We start from the raw sequence: 21,366 nt of genomic DNA, 5'->3' as shown, positions 1-21,366 counted from the left end.
TAGTAAGGGGTAAAAATATGAGCAATTCAAACAAACTAATGAAAAAATTATTTTTATTTATTTTAAATGTTGTATTAATATTAGTTAATGCATTAGCCTTATATGGATATTTAGAAGCTGTTTTTAAAAAAAATTTTGAAATGGTAATGCTATCATTAGCTATATTGCCTATAGGATTAATAATAGGTGTAATTTTTTATTTTTTAAAACATTATCTTAATATTAGTAGATTAAACAGAAAATTACCTATATTAACCATAGGAGTATATATAATAACTACATTTATAGATGAAGCAATTATAAGATTTATGAGAGTTACAGGTATTATTTCTAATATAGGAGCAATTAGTATTCCCACATATCCTGGAATGATAACAATAATGATTTTAGGAATAATTTTATTATTAATTACAGTTATATGTACATTTAAAAGCTTAGTAAAAATTTGAAAAATGTATAAAAGGCATAGTAATTTAAAGTAGTAGTCTTATAGAGTATATTTTAAATTATTATGATTTTTTGCTGTTTCATAAATTATTTATTAAAAAAATTTGTTGTTTTTTAGTTTTTGTAAAAGAAAAATTATATTAATTTGAGAATTTTATGTCCAAAGTAAGAATTTAGTCATATATATAAATAGTAATGTTAATTTTTTTTAGTTAACAAAATATCCTTAATTTTAATAATAAAAATAGAAAGGATGATTTATATGTTTTTATCTAAAGGAAGTTTGGTTAGTGGAGATGCAGGTCATAATTGTAGTCCTGATAGAGGAGCTAGTAAATATAAAGTAGAAGATACCCTTACTAAAGAAGTATGGACAGTTGTGCAACAGGGTTTGGGGAAATTAGGATATTCAATTAAAGATTGTACTCCTTGGAATAAAAATTTTGGATCAGTAATGGAATCTTTAAGATATAGAGTTAATGTAGCCAATAGAAGTGGTTCAAAACTTCATTTATGTATACACTTTAATGCTGGTGGCGGTCATGGTGTTGAATGTTGGATAAGTGGAAGAGGCGGAAACGCAGAACAATATGCTAAGCAGATTTGTAATAAAATTTCTAATCTAGGATATAGAAATCGTGGAGTAAAAGTAGGAAATCTATATATTCCTAGGACAACTAGTATGCCATGTGTTTTAATTGAATGTGCTTTTGTAGATTCAAAAGAAGATATGGATAGATATAATGCCTCAGCTATTGGAAATGCTATAGTTGAAGCTATAACTGGAGTAAATAGTGGTGTAGATAATGTGGCAGCACCTATAAATAGCAATCCCATAACTCCAGGAGTGGATAAAGTACCAGAAACTAAAAATGAAGCTATTGGATATTTATCAAAGTTTTCCTATGATAATAATACTAAAATATCTGGAGATTTTATGTATGTAAGAGATGCAAATGGCAATATAATTTCAGATAGATTAGTATTTGATGGAGATAATATTACTGTTTTATATGTTAATTATAGTAAGCAACTTGCTTTAGTACAATATCCAACTCCAAATGGTGTTAGACAGGGATATGTTACAAATGCTACTAATATAATGAAATATTATTTTGAAGATCAATATAAAAATGGTTCAACTTCAGAAGATATTTTTGATGAGCAAGGAAATAAAATTGGACTTTTATATCCATGGGAAAAAGCTACACCTTTATATAGAAAAAATGGAATGTTGCATGTAGTTTATGATACTAAAAAGGGAAGAAATACAAAGTCAGGTTATGTTAAATATAATGGTGGATTTACTAAGTTTTAAATAGATAAGATTATAGATTTAAATTTTGGGAAGGTATAGCATAATTGCTATACCTTTTCTAACATTAGTTTTTTCATAGATGGAACATCAGCGGGAGCCCACATTAAGGAAGAAAGATTTTCTCTTTTAAGCCATAATAATTTAGAGTGTTCACTAGCTTTAGGAACATTTTTTGAAATTTTACACTTAACTGTAGTTAAATTTACTATAATCTTTTCATACTCATAAATAGTATTGTTAAATTCTTTTATAAACTTAACAATACAATCTAATTCTTCTTTTATTTCTCTTTCAATAGCTTCTTTTAAATTTTCTCCTATTTCTATTTTTCCACCAGGAAATTCCCACATATTTGGAAGAATCATAGAAGGAGAGCGTAACGCACAAAGAATTTCATTATTTTCATTTTCTATAATTGCAGCAACTACATCTACTGTTTTTTTCATATTAAAACACCTCCAAGTAATTTTATCATAGTAAAGATTTTCAACACAATAAAATAAAAAAGATTAATTAAATAAAAATACATTTATTTAAGATTTAATCTTAAATTTTGAAATAATATAACATATAAGTTAAATTTTTTATATATCATTATAAAAGAACAGTTTAAATAGAGATAATATTATATAAGATTAAGGAGTGAAAAATGTGGGGTTAATTAATATAGAAAAAATAATCCCTAACTACATAGGAAGTGAAGATGAGAAAATACCTAAATATTTTGCTCAATTCAATTTAGATAGAAATATGCTACTTCCATGTAGATATATGGATTATAATAGAATTGAAACATCAAAGGCTGATTTAAAAATTAATTCAGTAAAATTAGTTGAAACCATAGATGGACGTTCTATTGAAGGACAAAATTTAACTGGTAAAAAATTAGTGATATTAGGTAATATAAATACAAAATTTTATTTTAATTGTCTTAAACCTAATGAGTGCTCTTGTGGATCAAGAAAAATATGTACTTTAGGAGATTGTATACCCTTTAGTAAATTTATTGTAGTACCTAATTCTTTAAATGAAAATTCTCCTATTAATTTACAATATCTTATAGAGAATATGAGTACTATGAAAATTTATAAAAATAAAATTTTTGTAAGTCTAACCATATTAATACAATATGTGGATAAGTATTAATATAAGACTTTTGGAGATGGTATACTATTATGAAAATTGTAAACAAATGTAGAATTGATTTTCAATATAAATTTGGATCTCACAATGTAATTAATACAATTTATAGTAATGAAGTTGTTACTAATATAGTATGTAATTTATTAAAGATTAATAAAAGTGTGGATAAGAAAGTTGCTAATGTTTTTGAAGTTTTAAATTATAGAATTACTATAATTAATATAAGTAATTTAACTGTAAATAATATATTTTTTAAAGAAAATTTAAGTATAGGTGTTAGATTTATTTATAATTCTGTATATATAGATAACATACAAATGATGGATGTTAATCCTAATGAAGGATTTAAAATAGGAACCATTCAACCTAAAAAGAGTATAACTATAATCTTTAAAGTGGTAACCATTCCTAAGGGGAAAGTCATGGATATTATAACGGATTCAAATGTAATATATGATTATATTTACAATTTAGATAAAAACCCGTTCAGACTTCCTATAAATAAAAATAGTTATACAAAAGTTACAAATAATTTATTTAAACAATTAAATATTAACTATACTTTTAAAATGAATTGTAATAATTATCATATAAAGCGAATTAAAGATGTTTTAACTAAAGTGAATATAATTGGAACTAAAATAGTAGGAACACCTGTTAGAAGTACAAAAGATTACATATATAAAAATATGTATAATATTATAATATTAGGAAGTGTAGAGTATACAATTATATATGATTATTTTAATATTAATAATAAAAATAAAATTAAAGAAGGCAAAAGTATTTCTACTGAAGGATTTTCAAGTTTTTTATTAGCTCCTTATGGAATAAAATATTATAAAATTCAAAAGGTGAATTCTAATATAGAAGCTGTTTCTTATAATTTATTAAATACTAAATCTATATTTATAGATGTAACATTATTACTAAGTTTATGAAGGCTATAATATTTTTTTATATTATAGTCTTTTTATTATGCATTAATTACAAATAATAACTTAATAATAAAAGTTTGTTTTGAATTTAGTGTTTAAATATAAAACTATTAAAAAATATTTAAGTTCAGTAAGTCTTTATCTTTAATTTTAAATTAATTGTAGCAAGAAAATTTTAACAACATAAAATGATAAATATATGAAAATATTAAATAGGAGGAAAAATATGGCTATAATTAATAGATTTTCAACTATTGATAAAGCTATTCTTACAGCAACTGGAAATAGTTTAGTTGTTTGTGGAAGTACTTCTAGTACAGGAAGCAACACATCAGATATGATTACTCCTTCTGGTGGAACAACTAGAGATTGGACTTTAGCTGGAAGTTCAGCAGATATTAATATATTAGCAAATAGTACTATTTTATATGCAGAATTAATATGGTACTCAACAGTTAAAAATAATGATTCTTTAGCAACAGATGTTAGAAGTATAGAAGATGATCCAATAACCTTTGTTACACCAACAACAACAATTCAAATTACTCCAGAAAATAAAATCACATTAACAGCCCAATCAGGAAATATAGATAGGTTTAGATCTACTGATGTTACAAATATAATTAAAAATTCATTAGGTGGAACTTACACAGTTTCTAATATACCAACTAGTATTCCACCAACAGGACTCAGTAATACAAGAGCAGGATGGACATTAGTTGTAGTTTATAGAAATAGCATATTTCCGCCACAACGAATTGAATTTTCTTCAGGTATTGTAAGTGCAATGGAAAATAGCACTGTTCAAAAATCTGTAATGGGATTTACTACTCCACTGCAACAAACAAATTTAAAGGGAAGTTTATTTATTGCATGTGCAAATGGAGAGCCATTGATAGGAACAAAAACTGTGGAAGTAGGACCATCCTTTGCAAGTTTATCTCTTATGGGAAACAATGTAAGTTCACCTAATAGTAATCCAGGTACTGCTCCAAACAATCCTAATAATTCATTTTTTGCAGGAATAATAAATATATGTGATCCTTTAGATAGTAATTTAGGGTTAATAAATATAACAGGAACTAATGGTACTTTAAACCATGATGCTTTTGTTCCTACACAAGTTTTAGGAGGAAGAAATAAATGGGATTTAACTAATATTGATATTACAAATACTCTTTTAACTAGTCAAAATCAATCTAATATTCAAATAAATGAAAGTGGAATTCAAGATGGCATTGAAATATTAGCATTTGGAACACAAATTAGAGCACAAGCTCCTAACTTATCAGCTACACTTTCAACTTATGATTCGGATGGAAGTGGTGAGTATAATGTAGAACAGGGAGAAGTTATAACTTATTCAGTTCAAATAAATAATAGTGGAGATGCTGAAGCTAACAATATAATAGTATCTACTACATTAAACTCAGGGTGTGAATTTATTCCTGAATCCGTAAAAATAAATGGTATAAGTAAATTAGGAGAAGACATAAACACTGGGATTAATATAGGTTCTGTAGCTAGTTATGGAACTAAAAATTTAGTGTTTGATGTTATAGTAAAAGCTATTCCTAGCAATGGTATTATAAATGCTTTTGCAAATTATAGCTATGAATTTATTTCAGGTTCAGGTTCACCTACTTATACAAATTCAGAACAAACAAATTCTATTACAGTAACAGCTAAAGCAGCTAGGTTAAATGTAGTTTCATCTGTTTCTAAAGCTATGGCATCTTTAGGGGAAACGCTACAATATACAATTAATATAACTAATAATGGAAATGCTATAGCTGAAAATATAACTTTCCAAAATATTATTAGTTCTTATTGTTCTTTTAATTCAGGTAGTGTAGAGATAAATGGACAGGCTAACGCAAGTTTAAATCCAAATACAGGTTTTACTTTACCAGATATAGCCGCAAATAACAGTGAAGAGATTGTTTTTTTTACAACAATAAATTCCTTACCGCCATCTACAATAATAGATAATAATGCTTTAGTTAAATTTGAATATAATGTAAATGCATATACTATTCCAACTGTTCAAACAGTAACAAGCAATAATTCATCAACTCAAATCCAATATTTTGATATTGTTGCTTTTAGAAGTAATAATAATAATTATCCAAATGTAAATGATGTGGTAACCTATACCTTAACTTTAACTAATGTGGGAAATATAGTAGCTACTAATGTACAGGTTCAAGAACCTGCTGTTACTGGAACATCTTTTATTACTGGAAGTGTTAAGATTAATGGTGTAACTGACAATTCATTAAATCCTTTTACAGGATTTAATATAGGAACAATACCAGCTAATAATACTGTGACTATAGCATATTCAATTACTGTAGACCAAATACAGCCAACAGGAATAATTGAAAATATAGTTCAAGTACCATTTAAATATCAAATATCTCAAAATGATCCAGAAGTTTCTTCGCAAGAAGATTCAAATTTAGTTACAACTAGATCAAACTTTGTAGATATTTCTATAGTTGAAACTGTAGATAAAGCTTATGCTGAAGTGAATAACATTTTATATTATTCTATAGATATTTCAAACTCAGGTAATATAGAGGCTATTAATACTATATTTTCATCTAATATCCAGTCAGGATCAACATTTGAACCTGGTAGTTTGTCAATTAATGGTATGACTAATTCTCAGTATGATGTTACCACAGGATTTAGTATAGGAATAATTGAACCGGGAAATACTATTAATATTAGATTTAGAGCATTAGTTACTACAATTCCTTCCCCTAATATTATTTCTAATAATGCACAATTAATTTACTCTTATTTACCAGATCCAAATGGAAGTACTATGACTAATACAATGAATGGAAATACAGTACAAACTACAATAAATAAAGAACAATTGTCTATTGTTAAAACAGTAAATAAAAATTATGCTCAAGTTGGTGAAACTTTAATCTATACAATTACAATGACTAATATAGGAACAGTAACTTTAAAGAATGTTAATTTTGGAGATAATATTACTGCTTATTTACAGTTTGTTAGTGGAAGTGTATATGTAGATGGAACTAATAATACAAGCTATAATCCTAATAATGGATTTTTATTGGGAGACCTTGATCCAAATGAAGTATTTACAGTAACTTTTACTACAAATGTAGCAAGTGTACCTCCTATAGGTTCTGTAGTTAATGTAGCAAGTGTTAATTATAAATATCAAATTTCACCTACTTCACCAACAATAACCAAAAGTTTATATTCAAATAGTGTTGAAACACAAGTGTTGTTAGGTAATTTATCTATTACTAAATATGCTAGTAAAAATTATGCAACTATTGGGGATACAATAGTGTATTCCTTTAATATAGTTAATACAGGAAATGCAACTATAAAAGATGTGAATTTTTCAGATTTTATACCAATTCAAACATCATTTGTTGCTGGAAGTGTAAATATTAATGGAATAGCTAAACCTACTTTTGATCCTACAGTAGGTATTAATTTAGGTACTTTAGTTGTAGGTCAAGTAGTTGGATTAAATTTTGATGTAAATGTAACTAGCTTACCTAATCCAAATGTTATAACTAACAATGCAACCACATCTTTTAATTATTCCATAGATCCAGCTAAAGCATTAGTATCTAAAACTGCCACAAGTAATAGTGTAAATACTACTATTAATGTAGCAACAGCAAAATTAACATTAAAAGTTAACAAAGCTTATGCACGTGTTTCGGATGCTTTAAGTTATACTTTTGAGGCTGAAAATACAGGAACAGTTATTTTATCAAATTTAATTGTAAGTAGTAGTCTTCCAGAAGGAACAACCTTCACTCCAGGTTCTGTAAAAGTAGATGGGTTAGAGAGAGCAAGTGCAGTAAGTTCAGGGTTTGCTTTAAATAATATTACTCCAGGAGGAAAAAGTAAAGCAGATTTAGGAGCAGGAGTTAATAATGCTGCAATACCAGCCTTAAAAAATTTATTAGATACTTTACGTGGTAATAGTGGTAATAATGGTAATAATGGTAATGCATATGGACTTGAAAATAATATAACCGAAAGTAGTATAGACGTAAGTAGTTTGTTTTTTCCTATGAGTGATTCTTCCTCTACTTCATCTAATGTAGTAACAGCTCAAGGTAGTGTATCCTATGATTATAATATAGATCCTAATGGAAGCACTTTATCAGGAGCTACAGAAAGTAATGAAGTAAGCACCATTGTAAATGAAAGTATTGTAACCCATGTAAAAAGTGTAGATAAAGCTTATGCAACAGTAGGAGATACATTAACTTATACTTGTGTAATAAGCAATCTTGGTAATATAGATATAAGTAATACTAATTTTCAAGATATAATTTCAACTTATACATCTTTTGTTTCAGGATCAGTTCAAATAAATAATCAAGTACAATCAAGTTATGATCCAAGTATAGGATTTCCTTTAGGAACTATATTATTTAATGATTCAACTACAGTTGCTTTCCAAGTGACAGTTACAACGATTCCTTCAAATGGATTTATTACTAATATAGCTAATGCAAGTTTTGATTATTATATAGATCCAACTGGTCCAGTAACTTCAGAAAATATAGATAGTAATACAGTTACCACTTATATTAAAGCAGGAGATTTAACTATTACTAAAAGTGCCAATAGAAATTATGCAAAACTAAATGATGTAATAAGCTATAATTTCGTTATTTCTAATATAGGGAATGTAGATTTAGAAAATTTAACATTTCAGGATTCTATACAAATAGGAAGTGTTTTTAACGCTAATTCTGTAACTATAAATGGAGCTGTACAATCAGCATTTAATCCTAATACAGGATTCAATATAGGAGTTCTTAATATAGGTTCATCCATAACAATTGATTTTGATGTAACAGCTAATACTATACCAACTTTAGGTAAACTTTATAATACAGCAACTATTGCATATTCTTATTATATTGATCCTAATACTATTCCAGTAACTACAAATAAAGAATCTAATCAAACAGTAGTTAATGTAAGACAAGCGGTTATTTCTACTAGTAAGGAAGTAGATAAGAGTACAGCCTATGTAGGAGAAACATTAAATTATACAATTAATTTAATTAATGATGGTAATGTGCCTGTAGAAAATGTATTTTTCTCAGATAATATAACTAATCCTTTAAGTTTTATAGCTAATTCTATAAAAGTAAATAATTCTACTGTTCCTTATGCAGATCCAAATGAGGGATTTAATATATCAGATATACCTGCAAATTCTACATCTACTATTACTTTATTAGCAAAAGTAAATAGTAGACCATCTGATGGAGCTGTTGTTATTCCATATAATACAGCAGAATTTGGTGAATATACTATAGGAGTAGAATATGTAGGTGGAGATAATTTTAATACTAGACCTTTAAAATTAGATATTAATAGCATTAATACAGGAACAATATATAATTTACCAGCAACTAATACCAATTCCAGCACAGTTACTATACCAATTAACTTAAATTCAGGAAATAATGTTATTACTTTCAAGGGAGATGGAGTAAGTTATGGTCCTGATTTAGGAAAATGTTATTTTATTTTAAAAACACCAAGTGTATTAGGACAATTATCAGGGAATACATTTAGATTTTTAGGTTTGGGTAGTTATTTAATAGCCACTATAGGCTTTAATACAACAACTAATAAATTAGTTGTTACTTCTACAGGAACAACTTCTCATGTTTACTTTGGAAATAATGTGTATTTTAGTGCTTCAGTATATGATTATAAAGGAAATTTAAAAGTAACATCTTCAGTAATAGGAAATAATAATGCAAATACTTTTGCAGCAACATTAAATGGAGTTAATTTTGTATATGGTGATTATTTAAAAATAACTCATGAAGAATCATCATCAAGGGCAAATTTACAAGGTACAGTGATAAATGCTCCATTTAGTTTTTCAGGTGGTTTTGGAAATGTAAATTTAAATAATGCATATTTTTATTTAACTAATGGAGGAATAGAATATAGCACATCAAAAATATTACCGTTAAATAAAAATATAGCTATAGGAACTTTAGAAGGAAGTGCACAATTAGATACTTCCACAGGGTATGTAACTTTTATAGGAGGAGCTACAGAGGGGACTTCATCATTAACTACTAACATTACAGAATCAGGATTATATTATTTAGTTATTCAATATTTATCATTAAATTCTAGCAAAAATATTATGATAGATATAAATTATGTGAGTACAGGTACTGTTTATAATTTACCTAAAACAAATTCTTGGATTACAACAGATATTAAAAAATATACAATACCAGTTAATTTAAATTCAGGAAATAATAGCATAACCTTTAAAGGTTATAATACAAGTTATGCACCAGATTTAGGAGAATGTTATTTTGTTTTAAATACCCCTAATACTTTGGGGGCATTATCAGAAAACTTATTTAGTTTCCTAGGGTATAATAATAATTTAATAGCTACTTTAGGATTTGATACTAATGTAAGTACCACAACTATACCTGATGTAACAGTTAATGCTGTTGATGGAACTATTTCCAGTGATGCAACAACAGCTTTAAATGGAACCTTTGTAGGAGCTATAGGTGATACAGGAGGATATGTAATAGTACCAATTACAGTGCCGGTTGATGGATATTATAACTTAGCAGTTCAGTATATAAGTGGTGATAATAATCGTCCATTAAAGATAGATGTTAATGGAGTAAGTACAGGAACTACTTATACAGTAACAAAAACAGCAGATTGGAATTTAGCTGATGCAAAATTATTAAATATTACTGTTAATTTAAATGCTGGATTAAACAATATCAAATTATATAATGATCTTGCTGTATTAGGACCATGGATAGGAAGTTTAACAATAAAACTTTTAACAATTGATTCAGTAGCAATAAGTACAAAGAAATTAAAAGTTACCTCCACGGGAAATCAAGCTAATAGTTTTTATCCAGGTAGTGTTTATTTTACTGTATCATTATATGACTATAAAAATAATTTAAAAGTTACATCCACTGTAGCACCATCTAGTAATGCAAATGCCTTTGCAACTACATTAAATGGAGTAAGTTTTGATTATGGAGATTATTTAAAAATTGTTCACGTAGAATCTTCAGGTAGAGCTAAACTGCAAGGAAATGTAATAGACGCTCCTTTTAGCTTATCAACTAATTTTAGTACCTTAAATTTATCCACATCATATTTTTATTTAACTAATAATGGCATACAATATAGTACAACTACTATTTTACCTGAAAATCAAGAGGTTATTAATGGAGATTTAAGCGGAGAAGTAAAGTTAGATACTGTTACAAGGTTTGCAACCCTTATTGGAGGACCAAGTGATGGAAGTTCTACTATAAATATAAATGTTACAGATATAGGATCATATAATTTAATATTTGATTATGTATCATTAGATTATGATAGAAAGTTAAATATAGATATAAATGATGTAAATACAGGTACAGTATACAATTTACCTAGGACTAATGATTGGGATGTAACTAGTGCAACCGTATTTACTTTGCCAGGAACTTATTCCTTTGATGAAGGGAATAATACACTTAAATTTCATGGAGATGGAATAAATTATTCTCCAGATTTAAGTTTAGCATATATAACACAAAATCCATTTAATTCAACTATAAATGTAACTATGGGAACTTATGAAAATGGGGCAAGTACTAATTCAGGATATGCATCCTATATTGGAGGTCCAAGTAATGGTTCTGTTACTATTACAATAGATGTGCCTAAAACAGATATATATTATATGACTATAAATTATAGAAATGGTTCTAGACCTTTTAAATTAGATGTTAATGGAGTTGATACAGGAGAAGTTTATACAGTACCATCCACTAATATTTCAACATTTAGTTTAACCTTACCTTTAGATAAAGGAGTTAATACAATTAAATTTTATGGAGATGGAACATCAGCTTATGCACCAGATGTAAGTGCAGCTATATTTACTTCTGCTTTAAATCCTTTTAAATTGACAACTGGAACTCTTGCTGATGGAGCTATTATAGGTCCATCAGGATTAGCAGATTATATTGGTGGTTCAAGTGGTGGGTCTGTAACTATGACAATAAATGTGGACAGCACAGGATTATATAATGCAGTTATAAAATATTTAACTGGACCAACAGATAGAAAGTTCCAAGTTGATATTAACGGAGTGAATACAGGAACAATTTATACTGCACCACACACAGCAAGCTGGTCAATTAGTGATGTAAAAACAATTACTTTATGGGTGAATCTTAATGCTGGAAATAATACTGTTAAGATTTATGGTGATGGAACTTCAGCAATAGCCCCAGTTATGGATACTATATATTTTACTAAAACTAATGTAGTAAATTTATTATATGGTAATGGCACTTCATATACAACAGATATAAATACTACTACCTTTAGTTCCGTTACAAATCCGTTTAACTTAGCTACAGGAACTCTTGCTAATGGAGCGGTTATAAGTCCTTCAACAGGATTTGCAGATTATATTGGGGGAACAAGTGATGGTTCAGTAACTCTAACAATAAATGTGGACAGTACAGGTATATATAATGCAGCAATAAAATATTTAACAGGATCTACTGCAGATAGAAATTTTAAAATTAATATTAATGGAGTAGATACAGGAACTATTTATACTGCGCCTAAGACCACAAGTTGGTTAATTAGTGATGCTAAAACAATTACTATAGCAATTAATCTTAATGAAGGAAGTAATACTGTTAAAATTCATGGAGATGGAACTTCAGCAATAGCTCCTGTTATGAATACTATATATGTATATAAAGAGGGAGTAGAAAACTCATCTATTATAGTTAGTTCAAATGCAAATCCTTTTAATTTAGCTGCAGGAACTTTTGATAATGGAGCTAATATAAACAGCACAACAAAGTTTGTAGTTAATATGGGTGGAACCAATAATGGCTCTGCAACTATGGTGATAAATGTAAGTGAAACTGGGTTATACAGTGCAGAAATAGAATATTTAGCAGCTAATTATGATATGCCATTTAAAATTGATATTAATGGAGTTGATACAGGAACTGTTTATAGTGGAGTTAAAACAGCAAGTTGGAATGTTAGTGATGCAAAAATAACTACAGTGCCACTAAGCCTTAATGAAGGAATTAATACAATTAAATTTTATGGTAATGGTTCATCCATTTATGCCCCAGCTATGAGAAATATATATTTCTCTAAAATCTTAGCTGCAAGATTAATAACAGCAGCTTTAGAAGGTATGTCCACGGTGAATAGAAATACTAAATTTATTACCTATCTTGGAGGATCTACTAATAATATAGTTAAAAACGTAGCAGATATAGATTATGATTTTGTAGTAGGTACTGAAACTATATCTGTTGTTAATTTTCAAACTAATGAAACTGAAACTATTATTCAAGCAGCAGAATTAAATATATTAAAAGTTGTAGATAAAGTGTATGCTAAAGTTGGAGATACTATAATATATACCATATATGTAACAAATTCTGGTACGGTAAATACTACTAGTCAGGTGTTTACAGATGTTATACCTGTAGGAGGAACGTTTGTAAGTGGAAGTGTTGTATTAAATGGAACAAGTGATATAAATTTAAATCCAAATTCAGGATTTAGTATTCCAGATTTAATTCCTAATCAGACTAATAAAATTGTTTTTAGTGTGAGTATTGATTCATTACCACCTACAGCTACTATAAAGAATGTAGCTAATGTTAATTTTAGTTATCAGTTAAGTAGTGGGGGAGTAATAGAAAGTGAAATCACCTATTCAAATAGTTCTTTAACTTATATTAAATATCCAATTTTAAATATAAACAAAACTGTAGATAAAGAGTATGCAACTATTGGAGACAATATTAAATATAGCTTTACTATTGATAATCCAGGCAATACAAATTGTGAAAATGTATTTTTCCAAGATATTATTCAATCTGAAGCAACATTTAATGCAGGTTCAGTTTTGATTAATAGTAGCACTCAACCTTCTTCATTAGATGTAAATACTGGATTTGATTTAGGGACTATAATTCCTTATATAAATAGTAATACAATAACAACTATTGATTTTTTAGTAACAGTAGACACTTTACCAACTAATTATTTTATTAACAATGAATCTAGTTTATCTTATAAATATTATGTGGATCCATCTTTACAAAATTTTTCTACGCAAATTAAAAGTAATACAGTTTCCACACAAATAAATATTGGTAGTTTAACAGCTACAAAGTCTGTTGATAAAGCAGTAGTTAATGTAGGTAGTGATTTATTGTATACTATAAATATAGTAAATACAGGTAATATTGAAGTTTCAAATATAAATTTTAGAGATGTATTACCAACAGGAGCAAATTTTGTTTCAGGTTCTGTAACTATTAATGGTGTAGCACAAGCAACCTATAATCCATATGATAGTTTTAGTTTATCTAATTTAGCTTCAGGTGCTTCTGTACAAGTATCATTTAATGCTACAGTTAGTACAATACCAGCACCATATTTAATTAATAATAAGGCTGATATAACTTATTCCTATAAAATAGATCCAAGTGGTTCTAGTAGTGTAAGTCAAATTACAACAAATACAGTTACTACAACAGTAAATGTTCCTGATATAACAGTTATTAAATTTACTGATAAAACTATAGCTCTTCCAGGAGAATTAATAACTTATACAGTTATTTTAAGTAATTTAGGAAATATGGACTTAACTAATGTTTTAATTGCTGAAAATTTAACTGGTGATGTAACTTTTGTAACTGGTTCTGTTGTTATAGATGGTACTTCATATCCATCCTATGATCCTATAGCAGGATTTAGCATAGGTACATTAGCACCATTATCTAGTATTACTGTAGAATTTACTGTGAAAGTTAGTGATACACCTACAAATAATACAGTATCTAATTTTGCTAATGGAACGTACACTTATCAAATTGGAGATACTACAGCAACAATTACAGATACAAAAACATCTAATACAGTTACAACAGTAGTAATGGCTGGTAAAATGACTTCAAATAAAACTGTTAATTTAGAATATGCAACTATTGATGATGAATTAAATTATTCAATTACAGTTAATAATATTGGGGAAGCAATTAATAGTAATTTATATTTTAAAGATTATATATCAAGTGGAGCTTCCTTTGTTACAGGTAGTGTAACTATTGATGGAGTTTCAAAACCAACATTAAATCCTATAGATGGTTTTTCATTAAATAATCTTTTAGCTGGTGTTACAACCAATATTAATTTTAAAGCTAGTGTAATATCTATTCCAAATACTTCACAAATAACAAACTATGCTATTATAACTGGAGTGTATAGTGAAACTATAGGTTCTTATACTTTACCTATAGAAACGACTACTAATACTGTAATAACTGAAATAAATGTAGGAACATTATCAAATATTAAATCTGTGACTAAAGAGTATATTAAAGTAGGAGACACTATGACGTATACTTCGGTTATTACTAATATTGGTAATGCTGAAGCCATTAATATTCAATTTTCTGATGTATTACAGTCAGAATTATTATATTTACCAGGAACTGTTAGAATTAATGGAGTAGTGGTACCAACTGCTAATCCTTCAACTATTCTTTTAGGTAATTTATTACCTAATGAATCGTCAACTGTTGCTTTTGATGTCCAAGTTACCACATTACCATCACCACCACAAGTGAAAAATACTTCACAAGTTCAATTTAATTATAATATTAATCCTAATGCATTAAATGTTTCTAGTACAATATTAAGTAATGTAGTAAATACTAATGTGGTTTTAGGACAATTAAGTATAACTAATTCAGTTGATAAAACTATAGCAACCATAGGTGATACTGTAACATTTACAGTTATATTAATAAATACAGGTAATGTTGCTTTAAACAATATAGTATTACAAGATGCTCCAACTACTGGAGTAACTGTTAATGCTGGTTCAGTATATGTAAATGGAGTAAATGAAACTAGTTTTAATCCTATAACAGGTTTTAGTTTAGATAATATTGATGTAGGTAATTCTGTAACTGTAAACTTTAGTGCAACTGTTACTACAATTCCAGCTACTAACTCAGTAACAAGTCAAGCATTTGCAAATCTAACTTATGTTTTAGACCCAGCACAAGCACCAATAGCAGAAACTGTATCATCTAATATAACAACAACTAATATTGCAGTAGGTAGTTTAAATGTAACCAAAGCTGTAGATAAACAATTTGCAACTATTGGAGAAGAGTTAACTTATACAGTTACTATAACTAATACAGGAAATATAAATGCTACTAATGTAGTATTCCTAGATCCAGCACCTCAAAATACAACTTTCGTATTAGGTTCAGTAACAGTAAATGGTATAAATCAACCAAATTATAATACCACTGCAGGTTTTGCATTAAATACCATGCTGCCAGGAGAGATTATAACTGTAGTTTATAAAGTTCAAGTAGTTAGTTAAAAATAATTTTTAATATTTAGGAATAAGGTAAGAGTAATCTTACCTTATTCTAATTTTATAGAAAAAATAATTTGTTTTATAAAAATTTGAAAGTTGATTGATAGTAGGAAAGTGATATAAAATAAAATAACAAGATGTTGAAATTTTGTAAGAAAAGGAGAAAATATATAAATGTCTGTTAGTTTAAAGCAAATAACATATTCAATGTTTAGAAATAATTTTGAAAGAGAAAAAAATGGTAAATTTATTCCTTGTTTTTATAGATTTATAGGAGTAAATAACCCTAAAAATTATAATGATGTTTTAAAAACCTTAGAGTATAATTGTGCAAAATTTAAAAATATATCCTTAATATTTGATGGATCTATTAAATTAACTGGCGAGATGGAGCTTATTCAATATATCTATAATGAATTAAGCGCAATGAATATATGGGATATGGCTAATCAAGATATAAAGATTTTTAATAGTAATGAAACAAACAATTTGTTTTTAAAAGCTTTAGATTATGTTATTCCTTTAGCAGTTTCTAATGAAAATTTTTTAAATGAAAATGTAAGGAATAATTTTATTACTAAATTAATTGTATGGGCTTATACTTATTTAAAAAGTATAAACTTTAATGAGGAGATAAATCCAAAATGTATTTATTATGGAAAAATTGAAAGACATGAGATATATTTCTTAATATTATTACATTTGATGAATTTTGATGTTATATATATAAATCCCTTAAAAGATGAGTTATGGGAAGAAATAGATAAGGATAATTTAAATAATTGTGAAAAAAGTATGAATATATTACCTGTGGAATCTTTTTATGAAAGAGTAAAAAAAGGAAATATTATTGAAAATAAAGAAACCATTACAAAACAAATACAAAAAGAAGTTGAAGAACAATTATTTTCTAATACAGGTATATTTAAGCCTTGGCAATTTAGGGATGGATATACAAAAAGTGTATTATTAGATACTATTTTAGAAGATATATATATATATTGGAATGAACCTGCTAAATTAAGACCTAATTTTATGGTTGAAGGAAATATTGTAAAGGTTCCTTGTTTTTTTAGTAAGATTGATGGTGAATATAGCAATATATTTGAATATCAAAAGCTTGTTAAATATTGCATAATGTCAGAAAATACTTTATTTTTTAATGACGGAAAACTATCTAAAGATATAGATAGTTTAGAAAATATTTATGAGTTTATGTTTTGTCAGTTAAGTGATGGAACTTTTGATATAGATGAAATAAAAAAATCTTCTAATTATAAATTAAAAAAATATAGTGAAGAGGTTCAAAATTTATTATTGAATAAGTTTAATGAAATAATTTTAGATAAAGATTTATATGTTGAATATATGGATAGAGAAAAATCTTTAGTTTTATTAGGATTAATACTTAATTTAAATCAGAATATTGTAAAGTTAATAGATAATTTTGATTTTACATCCAATATTCCAAAAATAGTTATATACTTAGATAAAGAAGATGAGATTCCAGATTCTATGGTAATACTTTTAGGATATCTTCATAATTTAGGAATAGACATAATAATATTTAATCCATCAGGATTATTTAATATTAATAAAATTATAAGAATGAATAATATGAATAATATTAGATTAGAAAAGATGAATTATGGGTCTAAATATAAAAATTTAAAAAATTATAAAACAAGTATGTTTTCAAGATTTTTAAATAAATAGATTAGTAAAAAAGGAGAAGTTAACATGATAAATACAAGTAATACTATAAGTTCTATGAATGGAAATAATGACATAGCAAGCAATACTAATATGGAGATTTTTGAGCAAGTTGATGTTTATAAAAATAAATTAAGAGCAATGAAAGAGGTACAAGATTTAACTGAAGAAATTGAAGTTGAAAATCCAAATTCAATAATACAATTTGGACAAAAAGCAAGTGAAAATATATCAAAAATATCAGATGAATTATTAAATTCAATGAAATCAGTTAAAGCAGAAGAAGCAAGTGAAATGTTAATTAATTTAACAAAAATAATGGACAAGTTTGATGTAAAGGAATTAGAAAATAGTAAAGAACCCTCTTTATTATCTAAATTATTTAAATCTGCACAAGTGAATATAGCAAAATTATTTCAAAAATATGATACTATGGGCTATGAAGTTGAGAAGGTTTATGTTTTATTAAAAAGATATGAAAATGATATAAAAGAATCAAATAATAATTTAAAGAAATTATTTGATGGAAATATTGAGTACTATAAACTTTTAGAAAAATATATAGTTGCAGGAGAAATAGCATTAGAAGAAATAGATGGATATATACAACAATTTTCTATTAATAATCAAATTAGTTTAGAAGAAAAAAACATGATGATTAAAAAATTAGAGTTATGTAAGGAGATGTTATCACAACGTATATATGATTTAAGAGTGGCTGAAAATGTTGCTATACAAGCAGCTCCAATGATTCAAACAATTCAAATGTCTAATTTTAACTTAATGAGAAAAATTAATTCTTCATTTATAATAACTTTACCAATATTTAAGCAATGTTTAGCACAAGCTATTATTTTAAAAAGACAAGAGATACAGGCTAAATCAATTAAACAATTAGATGAGAAAACAAATGAACTTATAATGAGAAATGCTTCAAATACAGCAAAACAATCAGTAGATATAGCAAGAATGGCTTCAGGAAGTACCATTGCCATTGAAACATTAGAAAAATCATATCAAACTATAATGAAAGGATTAGAAGAAACTAAAGCTATTCAAGAACATAATAAAGTTGAAAGACAACAAAATACTTTGAAACTTGAAGGAATTAAGGCAGATATGAAGAAAAATATTGCTAAATAACATTTAAAGGGAACATATAGAATTTAATTGTCTTATTTAAATTATATCCATAAAACCCTTAAATTGACTATTTAAGATTGTAAATGATATAATTCAATTAGTAAAATTTAAGAAAATTTTATATTTTCTAAATTTTATAAATTGGTAACGGAGGAGATAAAATGGGAATAAATTTAGGTGGCTTAATGGGTGGTAGTAGACAAGCATCATCAAATGTTAATGCTTTAAACTTAAAGAAAAATGATATTTTAGATTTAACTAAAAAAAATCCAGGATTGCAACAAGTTATATTAGGTGCTGGATGGGATATTGCACACAATGGTCATGATTTTGACTTAGATATAGCTGCGCTACTTTTAGATAATAACAATAAAGTTGTTAACATCCCAGCAGATGTAATCTTCTTTAATAATAGAAGTGCACAGGGAATTCTACTAGGTGGAGATAATAGAACAGGTGCAGGTAATGGCGATGATGAAACTATAAAAATAGATTTATCTGAAATAAGATCAGATGTGCAAAAAATAGTTTTTTGTGTAACTATACATAATGCACAAGAAAAAAGACAAACTTTTGGAATGGTAGAGAATTCTTATGTTAGACTTTTAGATTCCAAAAATAATAATAAAGAATTATGTAGATTTAATTTAAAAGAAAATGGTTCTACTGTTACATCAGTTATATTTGCAGAGTTATATAGAGATGGATATGACTGGAGATTTAAAGCTATTGGTGAAGGTAAAATAGCTGATTTAAATGGAATATTGAGCATGTATATGTAATTAAGTTTATAATAGCGCTAAATTTTAGCGCTTTTTTTAAAATAATAATGGAGGTAGTAAATATGATTGGAGCATTAAATTTACAAAAAAATGATGTTTTAGATTTAACTAAAAAAAATCCATCTCTAAAAAATGTAGTTTTAGCAGCAGGGTGGGATGTAACTAAAAAAGGATTTTTTGGTTTTGGACATGAGTGCGATATTGATTTAGTTGCATTTTTATTAAACAAAGATGGAAAAATGATAAATAAAAAAAGTGGAGTAATTTACTTTGCAAATAAAACAGGAAATGGAATTTTATTGCACGGGGATAATTTAACAGGTGAAGGTGATGGAGATGATGAAAAAATTTCAGTATCTTTAAATAAGTTACCAATATCTTGTGATAAAGTTATTTTTGCAACAGTTATATATGAAGCTAAAAAAAGAAAACAAAGTTTTTCTCAAGTTAAGAATGCGTATGTTAGGTTACTTGATAAGGATAAAGGAGAAAGTGAAATTTGTAGATACAATCTGACTCAAGATGGAGGAGAAGGTACGGCCTTATTATTTGCACAATTACAAAAGAATAATAATGACTGGCAGTTTAAAGCATTAGGAGAATTAGTTACTGCATCACTTGGAGATTTAATAAAAATATATGAATAAAATAAAAAATTATTAATAAATAAGAAGTTAAGTTTATATAATTAAATACTTATATTAAGGTTATATATAATAACTAAAAAGAGGAGAGATTGTTTATGGGAATAAATTTAGGCGGAAGCTTTGGAAAAAGTTTTTCAAATAATAGTTCAGTAGAACAAACACAAATTTTAAATTTACAAAAGAATGATATTTTAGATTTAACTAAAAAAAATCCAGGACTAAAAAAAGTAAGATTAGGTGCTGGATGGGATATATCTAATAATGGTGCTGATTTTGATATGGATATAGCAGCTTTTTTATTAGATAAGAATAATAAATTTAATACTGTTGATAATGTAATTTTCTTTAATAATAAGGTAGGACAAGGAATTTCCTTAGGAGGAGATAATAGATCAGGAGTAGGTGATGGTGATGATGAAGTTATTAATATAGATTTAGAAAATATAAATTCTAATATTGCAAAAATAGTATTTGTAGTTACTATTCATAATGCTCAAAAAAATAGACAAACTTTTGGAATGATAAATAATTCTTATGTTAGATTAATTGATTTAGAAAATAAGGATAAAGAGTTATGTAGATTTAATTTAAAAGAAAATGGGTCAACTGCTACGTCAGTTATTTTTGCTGAATTAATAAAGGATGGATTAGATTGGCAGTTTAAAGCTATTGGAGAAGGTAAAATAGCAGATTTAAATGGAGTACTTGCTTTATATCAATAATATAAATAGATTGAAAATTATAATAT

General features: G+C 26.8%; 11 protein-coding genes. 10 read left to right on the top strand and 1 reads right to left on the bottom strand.

All coding sequences use genetic code 11. From position 1 onward, the window contains the following. Both GBZ86_RS03770 and GBZ86_RS03765 read left to right on the top strand, forming a co-directional pair. Positions 1-449: hypothetical protein (locus tag GBZ86_RS03770; protein WP_207707418.1), on the top strand; the 449-nt coding region annotated here is incomplete at its 5' end. A gap of 260 nt (positions 450-709) precedes the next feature. After that, positions 710-1,765 carry an N-acetylmuramoyl-L-alanine amidase gene (locus tag GBZ86_RS03765; RefSeq protein WP_170272152.1) on the top strand — a complete coding sequence of 352 codons (1,056 nt, stop codon included), beginning with the start codon at positions 710-712 and terminating at the stop codon, positions 1,763-1,765. A 47-nt stretch (positions 1,766-1,812) separates the two neighbouring features. Here GBZ86_RS03765 and GBZ86_RS03760 read toward each other — a convergent pair whose 3' ends face one another. Continuing rightward, complete coding sequence (locus GBZ86_RS03760; protein WP_152887880.1) at positions 1,813-2,211, bottom strand: (deoxy)nucleoside triphosphate pyrophosphohydrolase; 399 nt, start codon at positions 2,209-2,211, stop codon at positions 1,813-1,815. 205 nt (positions 2,212-2,416) lie between these two features. On the opposite strand from GBZ86_RS03760, the gene GBZ86_RS03755 reads away from it, so the two are divergent. The 8 genes from GBZ86_RS03755 to GBZ86_RS03720 all read left to right on the top strand — a co-directional run bounded on the left by GBZ86_RS03755 (position 2,417) and on the right by GBZ86_RS03720 (position 21,340). Then, complete coding sequence (locus GBZ86_RS03755) at positions 2,417-2,911, top strand: SPOCS domain-containing protein (protein ID WP_152887878.1); 495 nt, start codon at positions 2,417-2,419, stop codon at positions 2,909-2,911. Positions 2,912-2,940: 29 nt separating this feature from the next. After that, a complete protein-coding gene (locus GBZ86_RS03750; protein ID WP_152887876.1) occupies positions 2,941-3,849 on the top strand; it encodes a DUF11 domain-containing protein in 909 nt (302 codons plus the stop codon). A 223-nt stretch (positions 3,850-4,072) separates the two neighbouring features. Next, a complete protein-coding gene (locus tag GBZ86_RS03745; RefSeq protein WP_170272151.1) occupies positions 4,073-16,336 on the top strand; it encodes a putative mucin/carbohydrate-binding domain-containing protein in 12,264 nt (4,087 codons plus the stop codon). 171 nt (positions 16,337-16,507) lie between these two features. Continuing rightward, a complete protein-coding gene (locus GBZ86_RS03740) occupies positions 16,508-18,049 on the top strand; it encodes a YceG family protein (protein ID WP_152887873.1) in 1,542 nt (513 codons plus the stop codon). A gap of 24 nt (positions 18,050-18,073) precedes the next feature. Then, positions 18,074-19,189, top strand: a complete 1,116-nt coding sequence (locus GBZ86_RS03735) for a toxic anion resistance protein (protein ID WP_152887871.1) — start codon at positions 18,074-18,076, stop codon at positions 19,187-19,189. Between the two features lie 161 nt (positions 19,190-19,350). After that, entirely contained in the window at positions 19,351-19,971 is a 621-nt protein-coding gene (locus tag GBZ86_RS03730) for a TerD family protein (RefSeq protein ID WP_152887869.1), read from the top strand. Between the two features lie 62 nt (positions 19,972-20,033). Beyond that, positions 20,034-20,618 carry a TerD family protein gene (locus tag GBZ86_RS03725; RefSeq protein ID WP_152887867.1) on the top strand — a complete coding sequence of 195 codons (585 nt, stop codon included), beginning with the start codon at positions 20,034-20,036 and terminating at the stop codon, positions 20,616-20,618. A gap of 95 nt (positions 20,619-20,713) precedes the next feature. Then, a complete protein-coding gene (locus GBZ86_RS03720) occupies positions 20,714-21,340 on the top strand; it encodes a TerD family protein (RefSeq protein WP_152887865.1) in 627 nt (208 codons plus the stop codon). Positions 21,341-21,366: the final 26 nt, after the last annotated feature.

It is taken from the genome of Clostridium tarantellae, from assembly GCF_009295725.1.
Classification (GTDB): domain Bacteria; phylum Bacillota; class Clostridia; order Clostridiales; family Clostridiaceae; genus Sarcina; species Sarcina tarantellae.
Note: the sequence above shows the minus strand (reverse complement) of the source record. Positions and strands in the feature narration are given on the sequence as shown.